Consider the following 19,983-nt stretch of genomic DNA (forward strand, 5'->3'; position numbering starts at 1 on the left):
TTTTTCGCCTCTGATTCGTTATTATGCCGCCCTGCTTTTGATGAATAAGCGTGCCAGATGCACGCCCAGCCAGGGATAACATTATGCTGTGGTTTAAGAATTTGATGGTTTACCGTTTGAGCCGCGAAGTTGCGCTAAACGCGGATGAAATGGAAAAACAGCTCAGCGCCTTTGCTTTCACCCCGTGCGGCAGCCAGGACATGGCGAAAACCGGCTGGGTCTCCCCGATGGGCTCGCACAGCGACGCATTGACGCATGCAGTGAATGGCCAGATCGTCATCTGTGCGCGCAAGGAAGAAAAAATCCTGCCGTCGCCGGTCATCAAGCAAGAGTTGCAGGCCAAGATTGAACGCCTGGAAGGTGAGCAACACCGTAAACTGAAGAAAACCGAGAAAGACGCACTGAAAGACGAAGTGCTGCACAGCTTGCTGCCACGTGCCTTCAGCCGTTTTAACCAGACGTTTATGTGGATAGACACCGTCAACGATCTGATCATGGTTGATGCTGCTAGCGCCAAGCGTGCGGAAGATACACTCGCGCTGTTGCGCAAAAGTCTGGGTTCTCTGCCCGTGGTGCCGTTGACCATGGAAAGCCCAATTGAACTGACGCTGACTGAATGGGTACGCTCCGGCGAACTGCCTGCGGGCTTTATCATTCAGGACGAAGCGGAACTGAAGGCAATTCTGGAAGATGGCGGCGTTATTCGCTGCAAAAAACAGAACCTGATCAGCGATGAGATTGCGGTGCACATTGAAGCCGGCAAGCTGGTGACCAAACTGGCGGTTGACTGGCAAGAACGCATTCAACTGGTCCTGGCGGACGACGGCTCGTTGAAACGTCTGAAGTTTGCTGATGCACTGCGTGAGCAGAATGACGACATCGATCGTGACGATTTTGCCCAGCGTTTTGACGCCGACTTCATCCTGATGACCAGCGAGCTGGCGGCGTTAATCAAGAACACCATCGAAGCTCTGGGTGGCGAAGCCCAGCGTTGAGCCTGCAAAAACTGCGCCTTTGCTCCAGATGCGCAGCTTTTGCCAAATAAACAACCTACCCAAATTAATTTGAGTTGCAGCCAGGTGGCAAGTGCGAGAACCCCAGGGACTTACGCAAGTAAGTGACTGGGGTGAGTGCGCGCGGCCAACAGCGCTGTGGCGTCAAGTAAAGGGTAGGATTATTTACTTAAGTAGCGGCACAGATAGGCCGTTGCATCGGCAACCTGCAGGTTGAACTCACTGTGGCCCGGTACGAAGAACTTCTCACCCGGCATAAATACCTGCCAATCCGGCGAGCCCGGCAACAACACTTTCAACGCGCCGGTAATTACGGTCATTTCTTCCGGCTGGGCGGTGCTGAAGGTGTACTCTCCCTCTTCCATAACACCGACGCTGGTAAGGCCGATGCTGCTACTATCGAAACCGATAGACTTCACTTTTCCGGCAAAATACTCGTTCACTTTCAGCATAGACTGGCACCCGCGTAATCAACTTTATGGGGAATCCATATTGGGGGATTAAGGTTGATCTGTCACTGGTTTTTCACGCGAAATGCGATCGAGACGCAGAGTAAAGTTCTGCAGAGTGGAGACGTGCCAGATAGCCCTTCTGCATCCTGGCTTCAAAAGGCACCGCATACCAGATTCAGAAAGTGGCATACAACTTTATTCGCTATTTTAATCAGTCAATTAGCAAAAAAATGAATAAAAGAAACCGGCCTTGCGCCGGCTTCTGGGGATGTCGATTAATCTTCCAGCGCAGGATCTTCGTAGCGATGCTTGGCATCAAGCGCTTCCTGCTCGGTAGGATGCTCACTGAGCAGCGTGTTCGGCTCAATGTCATCGGTACGCACCTCAAAACGGTGCATATGCAAGCTTGGATCGCCCCGGTCAACGGCGACCACTCGGGCGGTTCTCGGATAACCAGGTCGGTCATTTTCGCGCATGCTCATCTCCCCTGTGATTCCACAAGCTTAAGTATAGCAGCGCTATTTAGACCGACACGCATGACCCCAGGTCGCGATCGCCGTGCTCCCCCTCCAGCAATTGCGTCAGTTCATCGCAGGCGCTGATTTTTCCGTCACGCACAGTGAAATGCGCCAGCACCTTGACCAAGCTACTGCCGCCATCGCGTTTTTCCACCCGTACCAGATGGTGCGTCAACACCGCGTCGCCCTGCCCGGCAACCGCGACAAACACCAATGTCATGCTACGGGTGAGCTGCTTCAGCAACGCCATATGTTGTACAAACTGCGAATAATCGAGCGTTTTACCATCCACCTGCTGGTGGTAATCCGCATGGAAGAATTCAGCGATCAGCGCCGGTTGGTGCTGCGGGGCAGCAACCACCTGCTGCAAGGCGTCGAGCACAATGGCGGCTGGGGTCTTCAAGGTCATCAGCAATCTCCAGAATTGAATGAAGCGGAGATCATAGCGCGGCCAGAGCGTGGCATAATAAGCGCACTGGGACTTTTTATACTGTAAATCGGCCAATCAATATGATCCTGCAAAGCGAGCGACTCTGGCATGAGAAAAAACACCTGACGCCTTGGCATCAACATACCGAGGGGCAAATCTATTTGTTAACCCATGGCATGATCGCGCTGGAAACCCACGAGCGGCAATGGGCAATGACCGCGGGTAATATTGGCTGGCTGCCCCCTCATTGCGCACATCAGGCGGTGGCGTGCGGCAACGTAGCAGGCTGGAGTCTGTATGTGCCGGAAGCTTACTGTGGCGGATTACCTGAACAACCCCGGCTAAGTACCGCCTCCGGGTTGATTCAGGCGCTTGTGGAACGCATAACGCCCTTCGCCGGGCAAAAGTTGAACGCGCCGCAGCGGCGGCTATTGCATGTATTGTTAGATGAAGTCCGTGCTCAGGAAAGCGCCCCGCTCCAACTGCCGCTACCGCAGGACGCGCGGTTGTTGAAAATTGCGCGTGCACTGCTGAACGATCCTGCTGACAACCGGAGCCAGATTGAATGGGCTGCCTGGGCCGGACTGAGCGTCCGCACCCTGAGCCGCCGTTTTATTGGCGAAACTGGCGTCACTTTCGCCCGCTGGCGCCAACAAGCCCGGGTGATCCGCTCGCTGGAGCCATTGTCGCGCGGCGAGTCCGTCAATCGGATCGCCGGCGACTACGGTTACGAGAATGTCAGTGCCTACATTGCCGCTTTCCGTCAACGTTTTGGCATCACGCCGGGGCTGTATTTTACAGCGCACCCAGCCGATCAGGCACACTCGTAGTGTCCTCATCCCAACACTCAGACGCGTGAGGCGGTTCGACACCGGGGAAAGCAGGGGAAATGCAGAGAATCGGGCACAGCCTAGTGTGCCCGCACGTACCCTTTAGGTATTACTTTACCGTTTCACGCTGTAACGCGGCGAGGATCTGAGCCACCACCTGTTGTGGGTTGCCGGTACCGTCCATCACGTAATGCGCAGCTTCCTGATACAAGGCTTCGCGAGCGGCCAACACTTCCAACATCTCTTCGGCAATAGGGCGGCCGGTCAAGGTTGGGCGCTGTGCGTCTTGTGGGTATTCTTCCAGTCGTTGTGCCAGTACGTCAGCCGGCGAGCGCAGGTAAATCACCGTGCCGTGCTGACGCATAAAGCGGCGGTTCTCTTCTGCCAGGATTGCACCACCGCCGGTGGCAACTACAGTTGACGGTTGCGTCACGGTTTGCAGCGCGATGCTTTCACGGCGGCGAAACCCCAGCCAACCTTCTTTTTCGACCATTTCCGCCACGCTCATCTGCGTGGTCTGCTGCATAAACAGATCGGTATCGATGAATTGATAGCCCAGCGCCAACGCCAGTGCATTGCCCACCGTGGTTTTACCGGCTCCGCGAGCGCCGACCATGAAAATGGTTTGTGTCATTACGGGTTGTCCCTTATACGGTGACGTGATTGCGTTTGCATGCCAGAATCTGGCGTGCAGATCGTGCGATGGCGTAGTTGCTGCATCATACCGCCATCAGCCTGTATTTCAATATTTACGACAGTGTAAATTCCATGGCACAGCGGCTGTCCGCAGCAAAACCCTGCGCACTGTCTTCAGCCAATTGATGCTTCAATGACGCACTGAGTTGCTGGGCGGCGATCGGCCTGAACCCAAGGCGCTGGTAATAGGGTGCGTTCCAGGGCACATCAATAAAAGTCGTCAACGTTAAACTCTGTGCGCCTTGCAATGCCGCCTGTGCTGCAACCTCCGCGATCAAACGTCGGCCAATGCCCTGGCGCTGCCAATTGGCGGCTACCGACAGCTCGGCGATATGCCAATCCTGTGATTGCGGTATGACGGCAATAAAGCCGGCGATCTCTCCTGACGCGCCTTCAACCAACCATTCGTGTTGCCGCTGAATAAAATCAGCATGCTGTTCTGAACTCATCACCGGGCCTTCGGCGATAAAACGCCAGGCAGGCTGTTGATGAAACAGCTGCGCCGCCGAGCGCTCAACGGCGATCAACTGAGCGATATCCTGCGGCTGCGCTAAACGGATTTGCAGGCTCATCGGGTTCTCCTTAACGTCAGGGCCGGCTATTTAATCAGATTTACCCGGCGGCAGATACCGGCCGCCGGGCAGACATTCCTGTGCGTAAAATCAGAAGTCGACGCTGGCACGCAGCACCACTTCACGTGGTTCTCCCACCGCAACGCGCAAATTGCCACCGCTGGACGGGTAATAGGTTTTGTCGAACAGGTTCTTCACGTTTAACTGCCATTTCACCTGGTAACCCTTCACCGGTAGAGTGTAAGCAGCAAAAGCGTCGGCAACAGTGTAGTTGTCGAGATTAAAACTGTTGGCGGCATCACCAGGGCGGCGCCCCACATAGCGTGCACCTGCACCCACGCGCACGTTATCTCCGCTGTATAGCCCCGTTGATCCCAGATCCTGGGTCATAAACAGCGAGGCAGTATGACGCGCCACGTTGGTCATTTCTTTGCCTTTGTTGTCGGGATCATCCACCACCCGCGCATCGGTATAAGCATAAGAACCGATCAGGCTCAATGAATCGGTAATGTTGCCTGCAACATCCAACTCCACGCCCTGAGAGCGCACACGTCCTGCAGTGCGGGTGACGGTTTCACCATTTACCAATTCGTTGACCATCACGTTGCGTTTAGTGATGTCAAACAGCGCCAGCGTGCCGGTGATACCCTTTGGCAACTCAACCTTACTCCCCACCTCCCAGGCCTTGCCTTGTTCCGGTGGCAGCGAACCAATCTGGCTGGCAATGGAAGAGTTCGGCTTGAAAGATTCGGTGTAACTGCTGTACAGCGAGACATTCGGCGTCAGCTTGTAGACCACCCCGGCACGCGGTATCAGCTTGCTGTCGGAACTGTCGGTATTGGTGACAAAGGGCCGCCCTTTCCCGGCGAAAACGTCAAAGGCGTCATAGCGCAAGCCACCCATCACCAACCACTTTTCGGTCAGTTGGATAGAATCCTGCATAAACCAGCCATAACTGGTGAGGTTTTCACGCTGATCGCTGTCTTTGGCGCTGACGGCATTCGAGGTCGGCATCAGGCCATACACCGGATTATAGATGTTGAAATCGCTGTTCTTTTTGCCGCGAATCATGTCGCCGCGGTAGGTGCGGTTATCTTCAAAATCAAACCCGAACAGCATCTGGTGGTTGGTTTTGCCCCAATCGACGTCGCCATTGAACGTCAGCTGTACCGCGTTGGCATGGCTGACAGCATGGGCCGTAGAGTCGGCCTGGCGCGACAACACCCCCGTATCAGGGTTCAGCGCCAGCGCACGTGCCTGATTATCGCTGTAGCTATTGCGGCTGTAAGCGTAGGTCAGCGCGCTTTTCCAGCTTTCATTCAGTACCTGATCGACCTGCAGCGTAACGCTGTCCTGATCGCCCCGCGTGGCGTTATAGCTTTCGTCAAAACGGCGATCGCGCGGCGTATTCACCGGCTTGCCGGTGCGTGAATCAATGATGGTCCCGCGATCAAAGGGCACCAGGTATTCCATATGTTCGTAAGCCACACGCACCGTGGTGCTTTCGCCGTACCACATCAACGAAGGCGCAATCACCGTTTGGCGATTGCGTCCAAAATTGCGCCAGTAATCGGTTTCATCGTGATCGACAATCATCCGATAGGCAAAACCTGAGGTGCCCAGCGGCCCGGTAACGTCTAACTGGCCGCCGCCGCCTTTAAAGCTGCTGCCCCACCCTTCCACATGCGTGTGCTGCTGCAACTGCGGCTTTTTGGTGATCATATTGATCATCCCGCCCGGCTCGCCCATGCCGTATAGCATAGATGCCGGACCTTTCAATACCTCAACCCGCTCAGTGGTCGGGGTAAAGTTGCGTGCCTGAACCGAACGCACGCCGTCGCGCAGAATGGAGCCATCGCGGTTATCGCCAAAGCCACGTTTCATTACCGCGTCCTGGGTGCCTCCCAACGTGTTTGCCTGTGTGATGCCGCTGACGTTATACAGCGCCTCGTCCAGGCTGCTGACAGCCTGATCGGTAATCACTTGTTGCGGGACAACGTCGATAGCCTGCGGCACGTTCAGCAGAGAGGTTTCGCTACGGGTACCGGTCACGCTTGTCAGCGGCTGGTAGCTTTTTACACCGTCCGATGGTGGTTGACCCACCACCACCAGGGTTTCACTCTTTTCTGCTGTTTTGTCGACGCTGAACGCCGGGGCCGATGCACAGGCCGCCAGAGGCAATGCGCACCACCAGCCACGCTGGGTGTTATTCATTATTTAACTGACTCCAATAAGTCCCTGAAAAAGGTAACGGCAAAAATTGTTGATATAACTGCTTAAAGGTCTGCTGCGGGTTGATGTCTGCAAACAAATCCGGGTAGAAAGCTTTAGCGAACATCTCAACGGCCACAACGTGGTAAGGGCTGAGATAGAAGTTGTGCCAGATGCTCCAGGCCTGGTGGTTTTTTACCGCTTTCAGGTTGGCGAGCATCGGCTGCTTTTGCATGATCATCCGGAAGCTTTCGTCAGCTTCCTTCTGGGTGACCAAGGGCCCAAGGCGCAGATCGGAAAAACGCTTGCCCTCTGGCCCGGCCATGCCGGTAGCAATATAGATATCGGGATTAGCGGTCAAAATGGTTTCCGGGTTCAGCTCACCATAAACGCCTTTGATGCTGGCATTGGCGATATTGTCCCCGCCGGCAAAAGCCAGCAGATCGCCGAGGTTGCCATGTGCCGCCGTAGTGCAACAGGTTTCACGCCGCCCAAGGTGCAAATGCAGCATTACCTTGGGTTTTGGCCCCTTGTAGCCTGCCAATCGCTGCTGGATCACCGCCATATGCTGCTGGTAGAAGCTGATGAACTGCTCCGCGCGCTGCTGACGATTGAGAACTTCCCCCAGCAAACGGACACTCGGCAGGGTGTTATTCAGCAAGTCGACCCGTAAATCGACGTAGATCACGGCGATTCCGGCCTTACTCAGCGTATTGAGCAACACGTCACTGTCACCCTCTTCCCGCGCGTAACGTGCGAGAATCACCAGATCCGGCTTTAACTTGATCAGGTTTTCGCTATTAACCTGACGGAAATTCCCCTTGCTAATAGAAGGGATCGCTTTGATCTGCGGAAACTTTTGTGTGTAAAGCTGCCAGCTTTGCGCATCAAAACGCGCCATGTCTTCCGGCCAGCCGACGATACGCTGAGCGGGATTCCCCGGCTCCAAGAGCGCCAGCGTATACAACATGCGGCTTTCGCCCAACACGATGCGTTGCGGGTTATCCGGCACTTCGACCTGACGACCGGTAATGTCAGTCACCATTTTCGCCTGAACGCTAAAAACGCCGAGCAACAGAGAAAGCAGCAGTAAAACGAGGGGATTGCGCATGAACAGGCCGGATCAAGGTAAGAAGATGCGCGCATGATAATCACTCTCATTAACACTTTCAATCACAACCCGCGCCAGGCGGCCTAAATCCGCTGAATGACGCTGTTTCGCCGCTGATACATGCAAAACCGCTGTAAATACGGTTTTATAAAGTTAAAAAATCGGGCGATAATCCAATAAAAGGTGGGCTAGCGTGGCAGGTAATCCAGGAGGAACAACGATGACCCAACGTATTATCCCATTGGTGGAATGTCCCCATTTTAGCGACGTCTGTGCCGCATGGGCATTTGGTCAGTGGGGCTCCCAGCGTGGCGGTTCGCTGGAACGCACGCGCCAACGATTTGCACAGTGCGCACAACCCAGTGAAGACTACACCACGCTGTTGGTGCTCGAGGGGGAATGCCCGCTGGGTATGGCTAGCCTATGGCCAAGTGACGATCATCACCGGATGGATCTTTCCCCTTGGCTGGCAGGCGTATTTGTTCATCCAGACCACAGGCGACAAGGTATCGCTCAGCGCCTGGAGGCGGCCATCGTGCAACTGGCGCGCCAGCGCAACCACCCTGTCCTGCATCTGATTACCGATAAATCTGAGGCGTTGTATTCAGGCTGGGGCTGGCAAACCATTGAGCGTCGCCAGCAATATGGCGGCGACGTGGTAGTGATGGAAAAAAGGCTTTAGTTAACGCGGCGTGCAGATATAGACCAACGCCGGGGGGAAATTACGGACGACCCGTAGCCGTTTCCAATGGAAATAGCGAGACAACAGCTTTTCCGACAAATGGCTGTATTGAAACAACACCAGCGTGCCATTGCGCGCGCGCAAGCACTGCTGCGCCTGTTGCAAAATACGAATACTGATTTTAAGCGGGATGGATAACAAGGGCAGGCAAGAGAATATCACGTCGTAATCGCGGGCCATCTCTTCGGCAGAACGGTCCATTACCTGCAAACGACGGTCGTCAATTTTCCGCAGTTGATGCACAAAATGAGATTGAATTTCAAAGGCCTCAAGCGAGGCATCGGCGCGCATACGCCCCAATATACGCTTGGTCAACACGCCGTCAGCCGCGCCTAATTCTGCAATGGACAGTGCCCCGGTCCATTCAATCTGATTCAGCATCGCCTGGCATAACCAAGGGGAAGAAGGCGCCAGCGTACCGACAGTACGCGGTGAAGCCATAAACTGCTGGAGATAGCTAAAGTGGTTCTTCAGTTGCAGCCGTGTCGCATTTAACATTGGGGCCTCCTTACGTTGAGTAGCCACCAATCTGAACTCAATTCCTTAAGTATTCATTAACATGTTTCCTAAAACCACCGACACAGTTGTAATGAAATGCAACCGACAGACGAAAAGATAAAAAAAGGCTGCGAAAATAATCTTCAGGTAATCAATAAACAGCATTACCGGTCAGATTATATTCCACAGCCGTTTGTTTTATCGGCCACCCTTTACAGTGACCGAGGTTTATTTACTGCCAGGCGATTAACGGTATATTTCTGCATTACCACGCCAGTTGCTGGAATCCCCCGGGGTGTCCAGCCCGATAATACGAATACTGCTGGCACCATCCGCCTGCGCTTTTTCTTTCAGCGCGTGAACCGCATCGGCTGGAGAGCCACTAACGCCGGAAACCGACACTACGCCAAGGCTTTGCATGCTGCTGGCCTGTTCAGTATTCACCTGTTTTACTGATGACAGCGGCGCTGCAAATGAAGAAAATGAAGCGGCTGCCAAAAGAACTGCTGCGATGCCAGGTAATAGTTTCATGATTAACTCCAGATGTTTTTGTTTATTTTCTCGTATCAGTGGAGTTAATTATCTACCAGGCAATGAAAGCAGACGTAATCCAATGTAAAGAACATCAATCATTGTGATGAAAATAAGGAGGAAGTGCATGCAGATATGTCTTTGGCTGGGTAACGCGGGGGTAATGTTGCCACTCTACCCCTGGCAGATGACAATTAAAAGTCCGTTTGGCCAAATGCGATAAAAATCCTCATCTTTAAGATTCTTCTCTTAGCACCCGCGACTGAACTACGCTATTTCTGAAGGTTATCATTATGGAAGGACTCCCTATGTCGCAAACCTTACTGCGTGTGCGTGATGGCCATGGTGCCTCGGTTTCATTTTCAGAACTGCTGTTCGATCTGATTTACGTTTTTGCCGTTACCCAGCTCTCTCACTATCTATTGCACCACCTGACACTGACCGGCGCGCTCGAAACGCTGTTGCTTTGGTTCGCCGTCTGGCTGGCCTGGCAGTACACCGCTTGGGTCACCAACTGGTTTAACCCGGATACTCGCCCTATCCGCATCCTGCTGTTCGGCATCATGCTATTGGGGTTGTTCGCCTCTTCTGCGCTGCCACACGCGTTTGGCGAGCGTGGCCTGCTGTTCGCACTGTTTTACGTGGCTATCCAGGTTGGGCGTTCACTGGTGATCTTAAATCTACTGCCCATCGGCCACCCATTAAAACAAAATTTCCGCCGCATTCTTGGCTGGATGTGCATTTCAGCGGTGTTCTGGATCCTGGGCGGGTTGGCGGAAGGCAACTACCGGCTGTTGCTGTGGGCAATAGCCGTATTGTGCGAATACGTTTCGCCCATGTTCGGTTTCCGCTTGCCGGTACTCGGTCGTTCCGACAGCAGTAGCGAATGGACTATCGAAGGCCATCACCTGGCGGAGCGCTGCCAATTGTTCGTGATCGTGGCGCTGGGTGAAACCATTCTGATTACCGGTTCGACCCTTAGCGAAATGACGTCCTGGAACCCACCGGTACTGATTGCCTCGCTGGTTGCCTTTCTCGGCAGCCTGGCGATGTGGTGGGTTTATTTCGATACCAGCAGCAAAGCCGGCAGTCACGCCATTAGCCAGGCGGAAAACCCGGGCCAACTGGGCGCCAACTTCCACTATGTTCACGTGATACTCGTCGGTGCCATCATCGTTTGCGCCGTCGCCAACGAACTGGTGATTGCTCATCCTGACGGCCATATTAACAACGTCACGGCAGCGGTACTGCTCCTCGGTCCTGCAATCTACCTGTTCGCTAACGCCTTGTATAAAAGGTTGGTTTATCGTCGCTTTCCCCTATCGCATCTGGTGGGGCTCATTGCGCTGGCAGTGCTGGCACCGATCGCCTACCTCACCGATTTACTGATGGTGAACGGTTTGACCACGTTGATTATGGTGGCGGTCGCGGTGTGGGAGAGCATTTCACGAGGCAGGACGCCGCAGGTCAGCGGCACTCACGGATAAAAACAGGGGGCATCGGCCCCCTGTTGCCGTCTCTACTTCAGCGGCTGCGGCAGCGTCAGCACCCACAATTCGCTGAGCGACTCCGGTTTCTCCAGCGGTTGTAGCTCAATACGGGCCGACACGGTTTTACCGTCCAGGCTCAGGTTGCCCTGCTTATCCAACTGATAGTCGCCGATTTTCTTCGCCTTGGGCTGTGCGTCCAACAGCTTGGCCTGCAGGCCAAAATCGTTATCGTTAATCACCGCCAGAGTGTGATCGTCGATCAGCGATAAGCCCTCTACCTTCTCCTGCTGCCAACCCAATTTGCGCAGATCGACCACTTCACGCTTCTGCGCCAGCTTCACGTCGCGCCTGGCGAGCGCTTGCGCATCGTCAAACTCCAGCGCTTTGCCCTTGCCTTCGAAGGCCGTCAGATCGGTCGCCTGACTGAGATCGACCAGATAGATCTTGTTGATCATCTGCTTGTCTTTATCGCTGCCCTGCTCAACCAACAGGATGTGTTGGTTGTCTACAGCCACAATGTCACCCACTTTGGCGTCTTTGGCCTTTTTATAGCTGTCGATATCGATCGGGTAGCCGTACATCGCCGTTTTGCCGCTGGCCGGATCAAAACTGACCAAGCGCGTAAACTGTGCTTTGTTCTTGGTCTTGCCGTCCACGTCGAGCGTGCTCTGCACCGCCGCCAGAATACGCCCGTCCGGCAGGCGGGTGATGCCTTCAAAACCGCGGTTCGGCTGACGCCATTTGATGATATTCGGCAATCCGCCTGCCACCGCGTGCTCTCCCTGCTCCGGCGTCGGGCCGTATTTGGCGAGGATCTTGCCCTGATTGTCGATATGGATCAGGAACGGGCCATATTCATCACACAGCCAATAACCGCCTTTTCCATCCGCCGTAATGCCTTCGGTATCCAGCCCGCGCGGATCGCCCTGCAAGATTTTCAGCGTATCACTCAACGCAACTTCATTGGTTGAACCAATCAGACCTGCCGGCAGCGGCAGCCCGCTAATCGGCCCCTGCTGGTCATGCAGTGGGCGTGAATTGCTGGCAACCGCCTTCCCCCCACCGACACGAATATCCATCAACAGCGGAACGAAAGCAGGGTTAGCGAAAATTTTGGCGTCCTGTTCACCGACCGTAGGCGCATCGGCATTCGGGCCGCGATCGGTCACTGTCGTCAACAGCAGGTCATTGCCTTCACGACTATTGAATACCAGACCCGAGCCGATACCTACCGGCAATCCCTGTGGGAAGTGCTTAGCGAAGGCGCCCTGGTAACTCACATGCTCACCACCAGGAAAACTGACAATATAGCGTGCAACCTCAACGTCAGTGGCGGCATAGGACAACAGAGGGAATAACGAACTGATTAACAGTGAAACCGATTTTATTTTCATGGTTATGGCTCAAAATTAAGAATGTAGGCTTGGCAGTTTGCCAATGTATTCGCTCCACATGACAATCTTATGACAAGCCCACTAATACCATGAATTGGCTTGAAAATTAAAGATGGCAAATAGGAATTAACAATTAACGCGGACAAAACCAATGGAAAAAACATAGGAGAGTGAAAATTTAACGCTAGCTATTTTCAACAAAAAAAACCTGTCGCTTAAGCTTAGGGTAAATTCTTATAACAAAGATAAAAAAAACAGCAAACGCGCCGTAATTAGAAAAATATAGCCGTATTCGCATAGACAAAGTTAATTCCCAGGGATTTAATATCCACCGTTATTCAAGGTGCATTAAGAAAATATTGATAGAAACCTGCATTAACTTAAAAAGGTGTTCTATAGTTTTTAGTGCTAACGCCCGTTAGTATTTTCCGTAGGATGGAATCTATGTCAAAGCGACTTTTTGCCGAATTTTTTGGCACATTTTGGTTGGTGTTCGGTGGTTGTGGTAGCGCCGTATTAGCAGCAGCATTCCCACAGCTGGGTATTGGTTTTCTCGGTGTCGCACTCGCTTTTGGTCTTACCGTGGTAACAATGGCCTATGCCGTTGGCCATATTTCTGGCGGGCATTTTAACCCAGCCATTACCGTGGGGTTATTTGCCGGTGGCCGTTTCGCCGCAAAAGATGTTATTCCTTACGTGATTGCTCAGGTGATTGGCGGGATTGCTGCAGCGGCGGTGTTGTATTTAATCGCCAGCGGTAAAGCAGGTTTCGATGCCACTGCTGGCGGCTTTGCCTCCAACGGTTACGGTGAACACTCACCGGGTGGTTATTCTCTGCAATCTGCTATCGTCATTGAATTGGTGCTGACAGCATTTTTCCTGATCGTTATTCATGGTGTCACGGACAAACGTGCGCCAGCCGGTTTTGCTCCCTTAGCGATTGGTTTGACATTAACGCTGATTCACTTGATCAGTATTCCGGTAACCAATACTTCTGTTAACCCTGCGCGCAGTACCGGCGTGGCCATCTTCCAAGGTACCTGGGCATTGCAACAGCTTTGGGTATTCTGGCTAGTCCCCTTAGTGGGCGGTGCTATCGGTGGCCTGATTTATCGCTGCCTGTTGGAAGACAAAAAGTAATTTATACCCGGTAATACTCTGTCAGGGCAGCCGCTATATCCGATGGTTTTCCGCGTATTTCTCGCGGAAAGAGGAAGGGTATATTGGTTGCCCTGACGTTATTTATCCCCTGCTCACTTCAAACATCATGATATCGCTGGTAAATGATCCGTCTGGCTGGATGGCGAAATGCCGCAGCACATCTTCAGAAACCCCTTGTTGAAACGCACGAATAGCCGTAACGAAATGCTCTGGCGTACGCATGCGCGCCACCCAGCTGCTAAATTCCAGATACAACCGATCTGACGTCACCTCTCGTACCTGCAACCCAGATTCTGTTATCAAGCCCAGCCATTCGCCCGGTGCATAATTGCGGACATGTGACGTATCGCGCAGGACTTCAACGGTTTGCAGATAGATATCCAACAAAGGATGCCCTGGTGAGACCACATCCATAAAGATAGCTTTTCCACCCGGCTTCAGCACCCGACGCACTTCGCGCAATGCCTGGCCAACATCATGCCAGTGGTGCGCCGAATAACGGCTGATCACCAGATCAAAGCTGGCATCATCAAACGGCAGTGATTCGGCTACGCCCTGCTGCACCTGGATATTAGTAAAGCCTTTATCCGCTGCGGCCTGGCTTACTACCGCCAGCATCTGTACCGATAAGTCGTAAGCCACCACCTGCGCCACTTTTGCCGCAGCCGTAAAACTGGCGTGTCCTGCACCACAGCCCAGATCGAGCAGCCTGGCATCGGCATGGGGTTCCAGCAGCAACCCCAGTCGTTGTAAATCCGTCCCCTGCGCATGGACTGCGCTGGTCAGATAAGCGCTGGCCTGCTCGCCAAACTGACGATCGACCGCATTTTTATGGCTGTTGCTCTTGCTCATATGTGCCCCATTTATTGTATGGCTTACGCCTGTGCCGGATGACTTTTGTTACTATAATCAGCTTAATATACGGGTACAATATGAGCAGTTATCCTAGTATAAGGGGTACCAGTCTATGCAATCAGAAGCCTTATCCGGTCCCAAGGCACTCGGTGCCTTTTTGCGTGCCCACCGTGAGCGTATTACACCGGAAATGCTGGGTTTACCCAGCGCACCACGCCGTCGCACCAGCGGCCTGCGCCGTGAAGAGCTGGCGCAAATCAGCGGTATTAGTGCCACGTGGTATACCTGGATTGAACAGGGCCGGGAGGTGTCCATCTCTCCGCATACACTGGCACGCATTGCCAAAGCGCTCCGTTTGGGGCATGCCGAACGCCACTATTTATTTACCCTGGCGCGGGTGGCCGATCCCGAACAAGAACAGCATCAGGAAATGGCTAACAGTGCGGTTTTACAAAGCGTTCATCAGGTAGCGGTGCCTTGCTATCTCCTGGATATCACCTGGAATGTCGCGGCCTGGAATGCGCCCGCAGAAAGCCTGTTCAGCGGCTGGCTGGGCCAAACCAACACGCCCAATCTGCTGCACTTTATGTTTTTCCATCCGTTAGCGAAAACGCTGGTCAGCGACTGGGAAGATCGTGCGCGGCGCGTGGTCGCCGAGTTTCGCGCCGAAACCAGCCATCACCAAAATACCGAAGAGATTCGTGCTTTTGTGCGCAATATGACCCACAACAGCGAGGCGTTTAACCACTGGTGGAAACAGCACGATGTCATGGCACGCGAAGGGGGCGAAAGGGGGTTCGAACACCCCCAACGCGGTCCCTTACGCTTTCAGCAACTGACGTTTCATCCTGCGGAAAACAGCGGGCTAAAGCTGGTGATGTTAATCCCTTTGCCTTAACTGGTAACAAATTCATAATCAGGTTTACCTACCATTTATTTATTGCTTCATACAAACGCGCTAGGGTGAGAGTTACCGATGATATCGATCATCCAGTACCGTAATTAATCTCCTTGAGGTAATCCTATGCAATCTGAAGAACAACGCCTTATCGATGGTCTGTTTGGCCGCTTGAAAGATGCCGAGACCAAGACAGGCCAGAGGGATCTCCAGGCAGAGCAGCAAATCAATCAGCACATTCGTGAGCAGCCTTCAGCACCTTATTACATGGCGCAGGCAATGATTATTCAGGAAGCGGCCTTGAAGCAGCTGGACCAGCGGGTAAAAGATCTGGAAAGCCAGATTGCCCAACAACAGCAAAATAGCGCCAACCAGCAAAGCAGCGGCGGTTTCCTGGCCGGCCTGTTTGGCGGCGGTAACCGCAACACGCCAAGCCCGCGTGAGCAATATCAGGCGCAACAGCAGAACAACGCGGCATGGAACAATCAGCCGCAAGCAGGCTACGCTCCACAGCAGCAGCAACCCGCTTATAGCCAGCCACAACAGGCGGCACCTTCACGTGCTGGCGGGTTCCTTGGTGGCGCATTGCAAACTGCAGCCGGCGTAGCGGGAGGGGTGGTGCTCGCCGATATGCTAACCGGCATGTTCCGCCATTCACAGCCGGAAGAGATTGTGAACATTATCGATGAGACACCGGCAACGCCGGTAGATGACAGCGCAATGCGTAACTTCGACGCATCCAATAATCTCGATACCTTTAATAACGGTGGCGACAGCCGTTTCCTCAACCAGGATAACGGGTTCCAGAACGCGGACTATCAAAACGACGATAGTAACGACTTCTCTGATGACGACTACAACGACGACGATTCATTTATCTGATCCATTCCCCCTCTCCACCTGGAGAGGGGGGTGTGTTCCCTTCTCCGCACAGCGGGTCTACAGTTAAACCTGCCTTTTACCGCAGCTGACGAGAAACCATGCCACAGACTCACCCTACCGCTCCTTTTATTAGCGCCCGTCTGCTGATGCGCCCGCCCGTCGCCGACGATCTAGCTCGCTTTTACGCCATTTTTGGCGATCCCGACACGCAACGTTTTAATCCGGCCGGCCCCATTGCCAGCGAGGCGCAGGCGCAGCAGGCGTTGGCTGAACGGATCGAAAATTGGCAGCATCACGGCTACGGCTCTTGGGCTATTGTGCGGCTTGAGCGACCGGAATGGGTCATCGGTTTTGGTGGGATATCCTGGCGGCCGCTGGGCGCGCAGCGCACGGTGAATCTGGGTTATCGTTTTGATACGCAGGTTTGGGGCGGTGGGTTAGCCACAGAACTGGCACAGGCCTCACTCGAATTTGGTTTCGAACATCTACGGCTGGCAGAAATCTCTGCGATTGTGCGTGAAAAAAACCTGGCCTCACGCCGCGTGCTGGAAAAAGCGGGTTTACGTTTGGTCGATACCCTGGATGACGTGCCTGGCGATACGCCAAGCCTGGTTTACAGTATCACAAGCCGTGAATATCAGGGTCGCTAAGCCGGTGGTTCATCGTTGATTTTCGCCAAAACCCGGCGATAGGACTTCACTTTTTGACGCTTCTTCAGCCAGGTCGTGGTGGAGACGATAAAAATCAGCCCTGACATCGTCAAGACCCCCATCGGATGACCGTAAAACACCATCATGGCGAAGTAAATGGCAGAGACAATTGCTACCCATTTCGCCGTATTCCCCACCGCGTTCTTTTCCTGACTTAAACGGCGGAGATGCTCTTCTTCACTGATTCCCATACACGCTCCTTTTCGGCTGAATGCTCCATTATATGCGGCCAGAGTGCTGATATTTCAATCGATTAAAGGGTAAAGAAGCGTAAAGTTCAGCGGGTATAGTCAGAGCGATGATGCAAATAACGCCCCGGCAGATGCTCCCCGGGTAAGGCGGTGCCTTCATTGCGGCCAAACAGCCGGTAGCGGTTGCTGGCCACCAGGTTATAAAACGCATCCGCCAGCCGAGGGGGGAGAAAACGCGCCAGCGCCAGTAACCGAAATGGCCAACCAAGCTGGCGCATTGCCTGAAAAAAAGCTGCCGATCTTAGCCAGTACTGCCCTTGTTCAAGATACACAATGGAGTCAATACGGTCGGTCGGTAAGCCCAACCCGCCTAAGATGGCTTGCCCTTCCGCAGATTGCACCGTAGCCAGCAGGATCTTGCCCTGCCGATCCGCACGGATCAAAAATCTCACCAGTCCGTGGCACAGGTTGCATTCGCCATCGAATAACAACACCCGATCATCAGGTTGGAGATAAGGGGGGAGCGTTAATAGATTCATCCTGCCTCCTGAGGAAAACCTCCTCAGACTACCCTGCATTCCCCCTCAGAGCTAGCCGGTCCGTTTAAGGCGCGAGGGGCACGGGTGGCGTATCTGGCAAGGCAACGACAGAGACACGGACTTCATAATGTTTGGCGCTACTTGCCGGGATCACCGCAGTGAGCTTATTGATTGTTTCGGTTGGGTTATCGCTGGCAGACGTCGCGCAGAACAGTTCCCCTCCGTGACAGAAACCCGGTTTAGGCATATGTCCGCCCGGGAACGGGGGTAAGCGGAAACCTTGTTCTGCCAGCGGTGGGGCATTTTTATCTGCCGGTGCCGGAGCGGAAAGCGCGCTAACGCTGAACAGCGTCACAGCAGCCAAAAAAGGCAGTGTCAGTACGTTAATTGCATTTTTCATGTCATGTCCTCATTTGCCGGGATTGGGCTTAACCTACCCCGCCCCCGGCCAATGAGAAAGCCGCTTTTCACGACCTTTTCACCCCGATGATCTTTGCTTACATCCCGCCGCTAACGTGATGAAAATTTAAGGATTATGTAAAGAATCATCGGTTTTTCTTTCTCGCGGGATTACTTGCCTTTGGTCAGCGTGCTGTAGCTGGTCATCAGGTTGCGGTAATCAGGAATATGGTTGGAGAACAAGGCCCCCAGCCCTTCCACATCATTGCGCCAGTCGCGGTGCAGTTCACAGGCGACGCCGAACCAGGTCATCAGCTGCGCACCTTCGGCTTCCATACGGCTCCACGCCGATTGACGCGTCAGTTCGTTGAAGGTGCCGGACGCATCGGTAACCACAAACACCTCAAAACCTTCGCTGAGGGCCGACAGCGCCGGGAAAGCTACGCAGACTTCGGTGACGACACCGGCGATGATCAGCTGCTTACGGCCGGTGGCTTTCACTGCGTTGACGAAATCCTCGTTATCCCAGGCATTAATCTGGCCAGGGCGCGGAATAAAGGGGGCATCGGGGAATTGAGCCTTTAGCTCAGGCACCAGCGGGCCGTTAGGGCCATCTTCGAAACTGGTGGTCAGAATGGTGGGCAGGTTGAAATACTTCGCTAAATCACCCAGCGCCAGTACGTTATTTTTAAAACGATCGGGATCGATATCGCGTACAAGAGAAAGCAGCCCTGCCTGATGATCCACCAGCAAAACGACGGCCTGATCCTTATCGAGGCGTTTGTAGTTTGCAGTCATGGTTTACTCCTTTTGGGATTGATTATCGCGGTTAAAAGTTGCCTTTGACCGACAGGCCAAAGCGCAGAGGTTACCTAAGTGTAGAACCCGATCCGGAGATCACTTTCCGGATCGGTTCTGAGATGCTTATTGCGGGCTGGCGTCATGTTCTGCCGTCATGCTGCCAAACTTGCCACCGTTGAAGTCACGGAAAGCCTGCTGGATCTCCGCGTCGCTGTTCATCACGAACGGGCCATAACCTACGATAGGCTCGTCGATTGGCTCGCCACTCAACACCAGCAAAGCAACATCGTTATTGGCTTCGATAGTGATCGTATCGCCCGCACGATCAAACCTGACCATTTGGGTTTCACGTACCACTTCCTCGCCGTTAACGTGAACAGCACCGTGCAATATCACCAGCGCCAGCGTATGGCCTTCTTTTACCGTCAACGTGGTGGTATGGCCTGCATTTAACTTCATGTCCCAAACGTTGAGCGGGCTGAAGGTGCGTGCCGGGCCGTCGTGACCGTCAAAGTTGCCGGCAATTACGCGAATTTGCCCTGCCCCATCCGCCAGCGGAACGACCGGAATATCGGCATTCAGCAGCGTCTGGTAACCCGGCTCGGCCATTTTGTCTTTGGCTGGCAGGTTCACCCACAGCTGCACCATTTCCATGGTGCCGCCATTGCGCGAGAAATTCCGTGAATGGAATTCTTCGTGCAAGATGCCCGAAGCAGCGGTCATCCACTGAACATCGCCGGGGCCAATCACCCCGCCGCTACCGGTAGAATCACGGTGCTCCACTTCCCCCTGGTACACGATGGTGACCGTTTCAAACCCGCGATGCGGATGTTGACCGACGCCACGCGTGCCGGAGGCAGAACGGAACTTGGTGGGCGCGGCATGATCCAACAGCAGGAACGGGCTCATTTCCGCCCCCAGATCGTTATAGGAGAACAGCGAATTCACCAGGAAACCGTTGCCGACCCAGTGGGCTTCAGGGCTGTTGTAAATACCGAGGATTTTTTTCATCTTGAACTCCTGTTTCAGGTCTCACGACCTTACGTTGATGCCAGAAGT

24 protein-coding genes are annotated in these 19,983 nt (G+C 53.7%); 8 read left to right on the forward strand and 16 right to left on the reverse strand.

The genetic code is table 11. From position 1 onward, the window contains the following. The first annotated feature begins 83 nt into the window (after positions 1-83). A complete protein-coding gene (gene rdgC / locus ACI2J2_RS12985; RefSeq protein WP_006321205.1) occupies positions 84-995 on the forward strand; it encodes a recombination-associated protein RdgC in 912 nt (303 codons plus the stop codon). A gap of 179 nt (positions 996-1,174) precedes the next feature. Here the strand turns inward: rdgC and ppnP are convergent, their stop codons facing one another. From ppnP to ACI2J2_RS13000, 3 genes are all read right to left on the reverse strand, one after another. Beyond that, positions 1,175-1,465, reverse strand: coding sequence for a pyrimidine/purine nucleoside phosphorylase (gene ppnP, locus ACI2J2_RS12990; RefSeq protein ID WP_044548616.1), 291 nt, complete (start codon positions 1,463-1,465; stop codon positions 1,175-1,177). Positions 1,466-1,740: 275 nt separating this feature from the next. Continuing rightward, positions 1,741-1,941, reverse strand: coding sequence for a YaiA family protein (locus ACI2J2_RS12995; protein WP_037423273.1), 201 nt, complete (start codon positions 1,939-1,941; stop codon positions 1,741-1,743). A gap of 46 nt (positions 1,942-1,987) precedes the next feature. Further along, on the reverse strand, positions 1,988-2,392 hold the full coding sequence (locus ACI2J2_RS13000; RefSeq protein ID WP_404760187.1) for a nuclear transport factor 2 family protein: 405 nt from the start codon (positions 2,390-2,392) through the stop codon (positions 1,988-1,990). Between the two features lie 101 nt (positions 2,393-2,493). Here ACI2J2_RS13000 and ACI2J2_RS13005 point away from each other — a divergent pair, with 101 nt between their 5' ends. Further along, positions 2,494-3,243, forward strand: a complete 750-nt coding sequence (locus ACI2J2_RS13005; protein WP_209636641.1) for a helix-turn-helix domain-containing protein — start codon at positions 2,494-2,496, stop codon at positions 3,241-3,243. A gap of 109 nt (positions 3,244-3,352) precedes the next feature. On the opposite strand, the gene aroL is transcribed toward ACI2J2_RS13005, so the two are convergent. From aroL to ACI2J2_RS13025, 4 genes are all read right to left on the reverse strand, one after another. Next, positions 3,353-3,877 (reverse strand): shikimate kinase AroL, encoded by a 525-nt coding sequence (aroL, locus tag ACI2J2_RS13010; RefSeq protein WP_037423282.1) that lies wholly within the window; start codon positions 3,875-3,877, stop codon positions 3,353-3,355. A 115-nt stretch (positions 3,878-3,992) separates the two neighbouring features. Beyond that, the gene (locus ACI2J2_RS13015) at positions 3,993-4,511 is read right to left on the reverse strand and encodes a GNAT family N-acetyltransferase (RefSeq protein ID WP_404760188.1); all 519 of its coding nucleotides are present in this window, start codon (positions 4,509-4,511) and stop codon (positions 3,993-3,995) included. 90 nt (positions 4,512-4,601) lie between these two features. Then, the gene (locus ACI2J2_RS13020) at positions 4,602-6,725 is read right to left on the reverse strand and encodes a TonB-dependent siderophore receptor (RefSeq protein WP_404760189.1); all 2,124 of its coding nucleotides are present in this window, start codon (positions 6,723-6,725) and stop codon (positions 4,602-4,604) included. Beyond that, positions 6,718-7,833: an ABC transporter substrate-binding protein gene (locus ACI2J2_RS13025; RefSeq protein ID WP_404760190.1), complete on the reverse strand. Its 1,116-nt coding sequence runs from the start codon at positions 7,831-7,833 to the stop codon at positions 6,718-6,720. Before ACI2J2_RS13025 ends, ACI2J2_RS13020 begins: the two co-directional genes overlap by 8 nt. A gap of 220 nt (positions 7,834-8,053) precedes the next feature. On the opposite strand from ACI2J2_RS13025, the gene ACI2J2_RS13030 reads away from it, so the two are divergent. Further along, complete coding sequence (locus tag ACI2J2_RS13030; RefSeq protein ID WP_209636649.1) at positions 8,054-8,515, forward strand: GNAT family N-acetyltransferase; 462 nt, start codon at positions 8,054-8,056, stop codon at positions 8,513-8,515. Here ACI2J2_RS13030 and ACI2J2_RS13035 read toward each other — a convergent pair whose 3' ends face one another. Further along, the gene (locus tag ACI2J2_RS13035; RefSeq protein WP_404760191.1) at positions 8,516-9,073 is read right to left on the reverse strand and encodes a class I SAM-dependent methyltransferase; all 558 of its coding nucleotides are present in this window, start codon (positions 9,071-9,073) and stop codon (positions 8,516-8,518) included. A gap of 246 nt (positions 9,074-9,319) precedes the next feature. After that, positions 9,320-9,604, reverse strand: coding sequence for a DUF1471 domain-containing protein (locus ACI2J2_RS13040; RefSeq protein ID WP_209636653.1), 285 nt, complete (start codon positions 9,602-9,604; stop codon positions 9,320-9,322). Positions 9,605-9,912: 308 nt separating this feature from the next. On the opposite strand from ACI2J2_RS13040, the gene ACI2J2_RS13045 reads away from it, so the two are divergent. Next, the gene (locus ACI2J2_RS13045) at positions 9,913-11,091 is read left to right on the forward strand and encodes a low temperature requirement protein A (protein WP_265554686.1); all 1,179 of its coding nucleotides are present in this window, start codon (positions 9,913-9,915) and stop codon (positions 11,089-11,091) included. 32 nt (positions 11,092-11,123) lie between these two features. Here ACI2J2_RS13045 and ACI2J2_RS13050 read toward each other — a convergent pair whose 3' ends face one another. Next, on the reverse strand, positions 11,124-12,488 hold the full coding sequence (locus ACI2J2_RS13050; protein WP_404760192.1) for an esterase-like activity of phytase family protein: 1,365 nt from the start codon (positions 12,486-12,488) through the stop codon (positions 11,124-11,126). Between the two features lie 444 nt (positions 12,489-12,932). On the opposite strand from ACI2J2_RS13050, the gene aqpZ reads away from it, so the two are divergent. Beyond that, positions 12,933-13,628: an aquaporin Z gene (aqpZ, locus tag ACI2J2_RS13055; protein WP_037423302.1), complete on the forward strand. Its 696-nt coding sequence runs from the start codon at positions 12,933-12,935 to the stop codon at positions 13,626-13,628. Positions 13,629-13,730: 102 nt separating this feature from the next. Here aqpZ and ACI2J2_RS13060 read toward each other — a convergent pair whose 3' ends face one another. Continuing rightward, on the reverse strand, positions 13,731-14,501 hold the full coding sequence (locus ACI2J2_RS13060) for a class I SAM-dependent methyltransferase (protein ID WP_404760193.1): 771 nt from the start codon (positions 14,499-14,501) through the stop codon (positions 13,731-13,733). A gap of 115 nt (positions 14,502-14,616) precedes the next feature. Between ACI2J2_RS13060 and ACI2J2_RS13065 the strand changes: the two genes are divergently transcribed. From ACI2J2_RS13065 to ACI2J2_RS13075, 3 genes are all read left to right on the forward strand, one after another. Next, complete coding sequence (locus ACI2J2_RS13065; protein ID WP_209636661.1) at positions 14,617-15,402, forward strand: helix-turn-helix transcriptional regulator; 786 nt, start codon at positions 14,617-14,619, stop codon at positions 15,400-15,402. A gap of 126 nt (positions 15,403-15,528) precedes the next feature. Then, a complete protein-coding gene (locus tag ACI2J2_RS13070) occupies positions 15,529-16,284 on the forward strand; it encodes a DUF2076 domain-containing protein (protein WP_209636663.1) in 756 nt (251 codons plus the stop codon). Between the two features lie 98 nt (positions 16,285-16,382). Then, positions 16,383-16,934, forward strand: coding sequence for a GNAT family N-acetyltransferase (locus tag ACI2J2_RS13075; protein WP_265554694.1), 552 nt, complete (start codon positions 16,383-16,385; stop codon positions 16,932-16,934). Here ACI2J2_RS13075 and ACI2J2_RS13080 read toward each other — a convergent pair. From ACI2J2_RS13080 to ACI2J2_RS13100, 5 genes are all read right to left on the reverse strand, one after another. Continuing rightward, positions 16,931-17,185 carry an ABC transporter ATP-binding protein gene (locus tag ACI2J2_RS13080; protein WP_209636667.1) on the reverse strand — a complete coding sequence of 85 codons (255 nt, stop codon included), beginning with the start codon at positions 17,183-17,185 and terminating at the stop codon, positions 16,931-16,933. The two genes, ACI2J2_RS13075 and ACI2J2_RS13080, sit on opposite strands and share 4 nt — an antisense overlap. Positions 17,186-17,271: 86 nt before the next feature. After that, entirely contained in the window at positions 17,272-17,724 is a 453-nt protein-coding gene (locus tag ACI2J2_RS13085) for a thiol-disulfide oxidoreductase DCC family protein (RefSeq protein WP_209636669.1), read from the reverse strand. A 64-nt stretch (positions 17,725-17,788) separates the two neighbouring features. Next, a complete protein-coding gene (locus tag ACI2J2_RS13090; RefSeq protein WP_404760194.1) occupies positions 17,789-18,124 on the reverse strand; it encodes a hypothetical protein in 336 nt (111 codons plus the stop codon). A 170-nt stretch (positions 18,125-18,294) separates the two neighbouring features. Then, complete coding sequence (gene ycaC, locus ACI2J2_RS13095; RefSeq protein WP_209636673.1) at positions 18,295-18,921, reverse strand: isochorismate family cysteine hydrolase YcaC; 627 nt, start codon at positions 18,919-18,921, stop codon at positions 18,295-18,297. Between the two features lie 126 nt (positions 18,922-19,047). Then, positions 19,048-19,935, reverse strand: a complete 888-nt coding sequence (locus tag ACI2J2_RS13100) for a pirin family protein (protein WP_265554697.1) — start codon at positions 19,933-19,935, stop codon at positions 19,048-19,050. Positions 19,936-19,983 lie beyond the last annotated feature (48 nt).

The sequence above is a fragment of the Serratia sp. NPDC087055 genome, from assembly GCF_044900985.1.
GTDB lineage: Bacteria > Pseudomonadota > Gammaproteobacteria > Enterobacterales > Enterobacteriaceae > Serratia.

Excerpts from the sequence above, each read along its gene's own strand:
- ACI2J2_RS13090 (WP_404760194.1), bottom strand. The coding sequence starts at position 18,124 with ATGAAAAATGCAATTAACGTACTGACACTGCCTTTTTTGGCTGCTGTG.
- aroL (WP_037423282.1), bottom strand. The coding sequence starts at position 3,877 with ATGACACAAACCATTTTCATGGTCGGCGCTCGCGGAGCCGGTAAAACC.
- ACI2J2_RS13035 (WP_404760191.1), bottom strand. The coding sequence starts at position 9,073 with ATGTTAAATGCGACACGGCTGCAACTGAAGAACCACTTTAGCTATCTC.
- ACI2J2_RS13050 (WP_404760192.1), bottom strand. The coding sequence starts at position 12,488 with ATGAAAATAAAATCGGTTTCACTGTTAATCAGTTCGTTATTCCCTCTG.
- ACI2J2_RS13100 (WP_265554697.1), bottom strand. The coding sequence starts at position 19,935 with ATGAAAAAAATCCTCGGTATTTACAACAGCCCTGAAGCCCACTGGGTC.
- ACI2J2_RS13045 (WP_265554686.1), top strand. The coding sequence starts at position 9,913 with ATGTCGCAAACCTTACTGCGTGTGCGTGATGGCCATGGTGCCTCGGTT.
- ACI2J2_RS13040 (WP_209636653.1), bottom strand. The coding sequence starts at position 9,604 with ATGAAACTATTACCTGGCATCGCAGCAGTTCTTTTGGCAGCCGCTTCA.
- rdgC (WP_006321205.1), top strand. The coding sequence starts at position 84 with ATGCTGTGGTTTAAGAATTTGATGGTTTACCGTTTGAGCCGCGAAGTT.
- ppnP (WP_044548616.1), bottom strand. The coding sequence starts at position 1,465 with ATGCTGAAAGTGAACGAGTATTTTGCCGGAAAAGTGAAGTCTATCGGT.
- ACI2J2_RS13015 (WP_404760188.1), bottom strand. The coding sequence starts at position 4,511 with ATGAGCCTGCAAATCCGTTTAGCGCAGCCGCAGGATATCGCTCAGTTG.
- ACI2J2_RS13085 (WP_209636669.1), bottom strand. The coding sequence starts at position 17,724 with ATGAATCTATTAACGCTCCCCCCTTATCTCCAACCTGATGATCGGGTG.
- ACI2J2_RS13030 (WP_209636649.1), top strand. The coding sequence starts at position 8,054 with ATGACCCAACGTATTATCCCATTGGTGGAATGTCCCCATTTTAGCGAC.
- aqpZ (WP_037423302.1), top strand. The coding sequence starts at position 12,933 with ATGTCAAAGCGACTTTTTGCCGAATTTTTTGGCACATTTTGGTTGGTG.
- ACI2J2_RS13000 (WP_404760187.1), bottom strand. The coding sequence starts at position 2,392 with ATGACCTTGAAGACCCCAGCCGCCATTGTGCTCGACGCCTTGCAGCAG.
- ACI2J2_RS13060 (WP_404760193.1), bottom strand. The coding sequence starts at position 14,501 with ATGAGCAAGAGCAACAGCCATAAAAATGCGGTCGATCGTCAGTTTGGC.
- ycaC (WP_209636673.1), bottom strand. The coding sequence starts at position 18,921 with ATGACTGCAAACTACAAACGCCTCGATAAGGATCAGGCCGTCGTTTTG.
- ACI2J2_RS13005 (WP_209636641.1), top strand. The coding sequence starts at position 2,494 with ATGATCCTGCAAAGCGAGCGACTCTGGCATGAGAAAAAACACCTGACG.
- ACI2J2_RS12995 (WP_037423273.1), bottom strand. The coding sequence starts at position 1,941 with ATGCGCGAAAATGACCGACCTGGTTATCCGAGAACCGCCCGAGTGGTC.
- ACI2J2_RS13080 (WP_209636667.1), bottom strand. The coding sequence starts at position 17,185 with ATGGGAATCAGTGAAGAAGAGCATCTCCGCCGTTTAAGTCAGGAAAAG.
- ACI2J2_RS13070 (WP_209636663.1), top strand. The coding sequence starts at position 15,529 with ATGCAATCTGAAGAACAACGCCTTATCGATGGTCTGTTTGGCCGCTTG.
- ACI2J2_RS13025 (WP_404760190.1), bottom strand. The coding sequence starts at position 7,833 with ATGCGCAATCCCCTCGTTTTACTGCTGCTTTCTCTGTTGCTCGGCGTT.
- ACI2J2_RS13075 (WP_265554694.1), top strand. The coding sequence starts at position 16,383 with ATGCCACAGACTCACCCTACCGCTCCTTTTATTAGCGCCCGTCTGCTG.
- ACI2J2_RS13020 (WP_404760189.1), bottom strand. The coding sequence starts at position 6,725 with ATGAATAACACCCAGCGTGGCTGGTGGTGCGCATTGCCTCTGGCGGCC.
- ACI2J2_RS13065 (WP_209636661.1), top strand. The coding sequence starts at position 14,617 with ATGCAATCAGAAGCCTTATCCGGTCCCAAGGCACTCGGTGCCTTTTTG.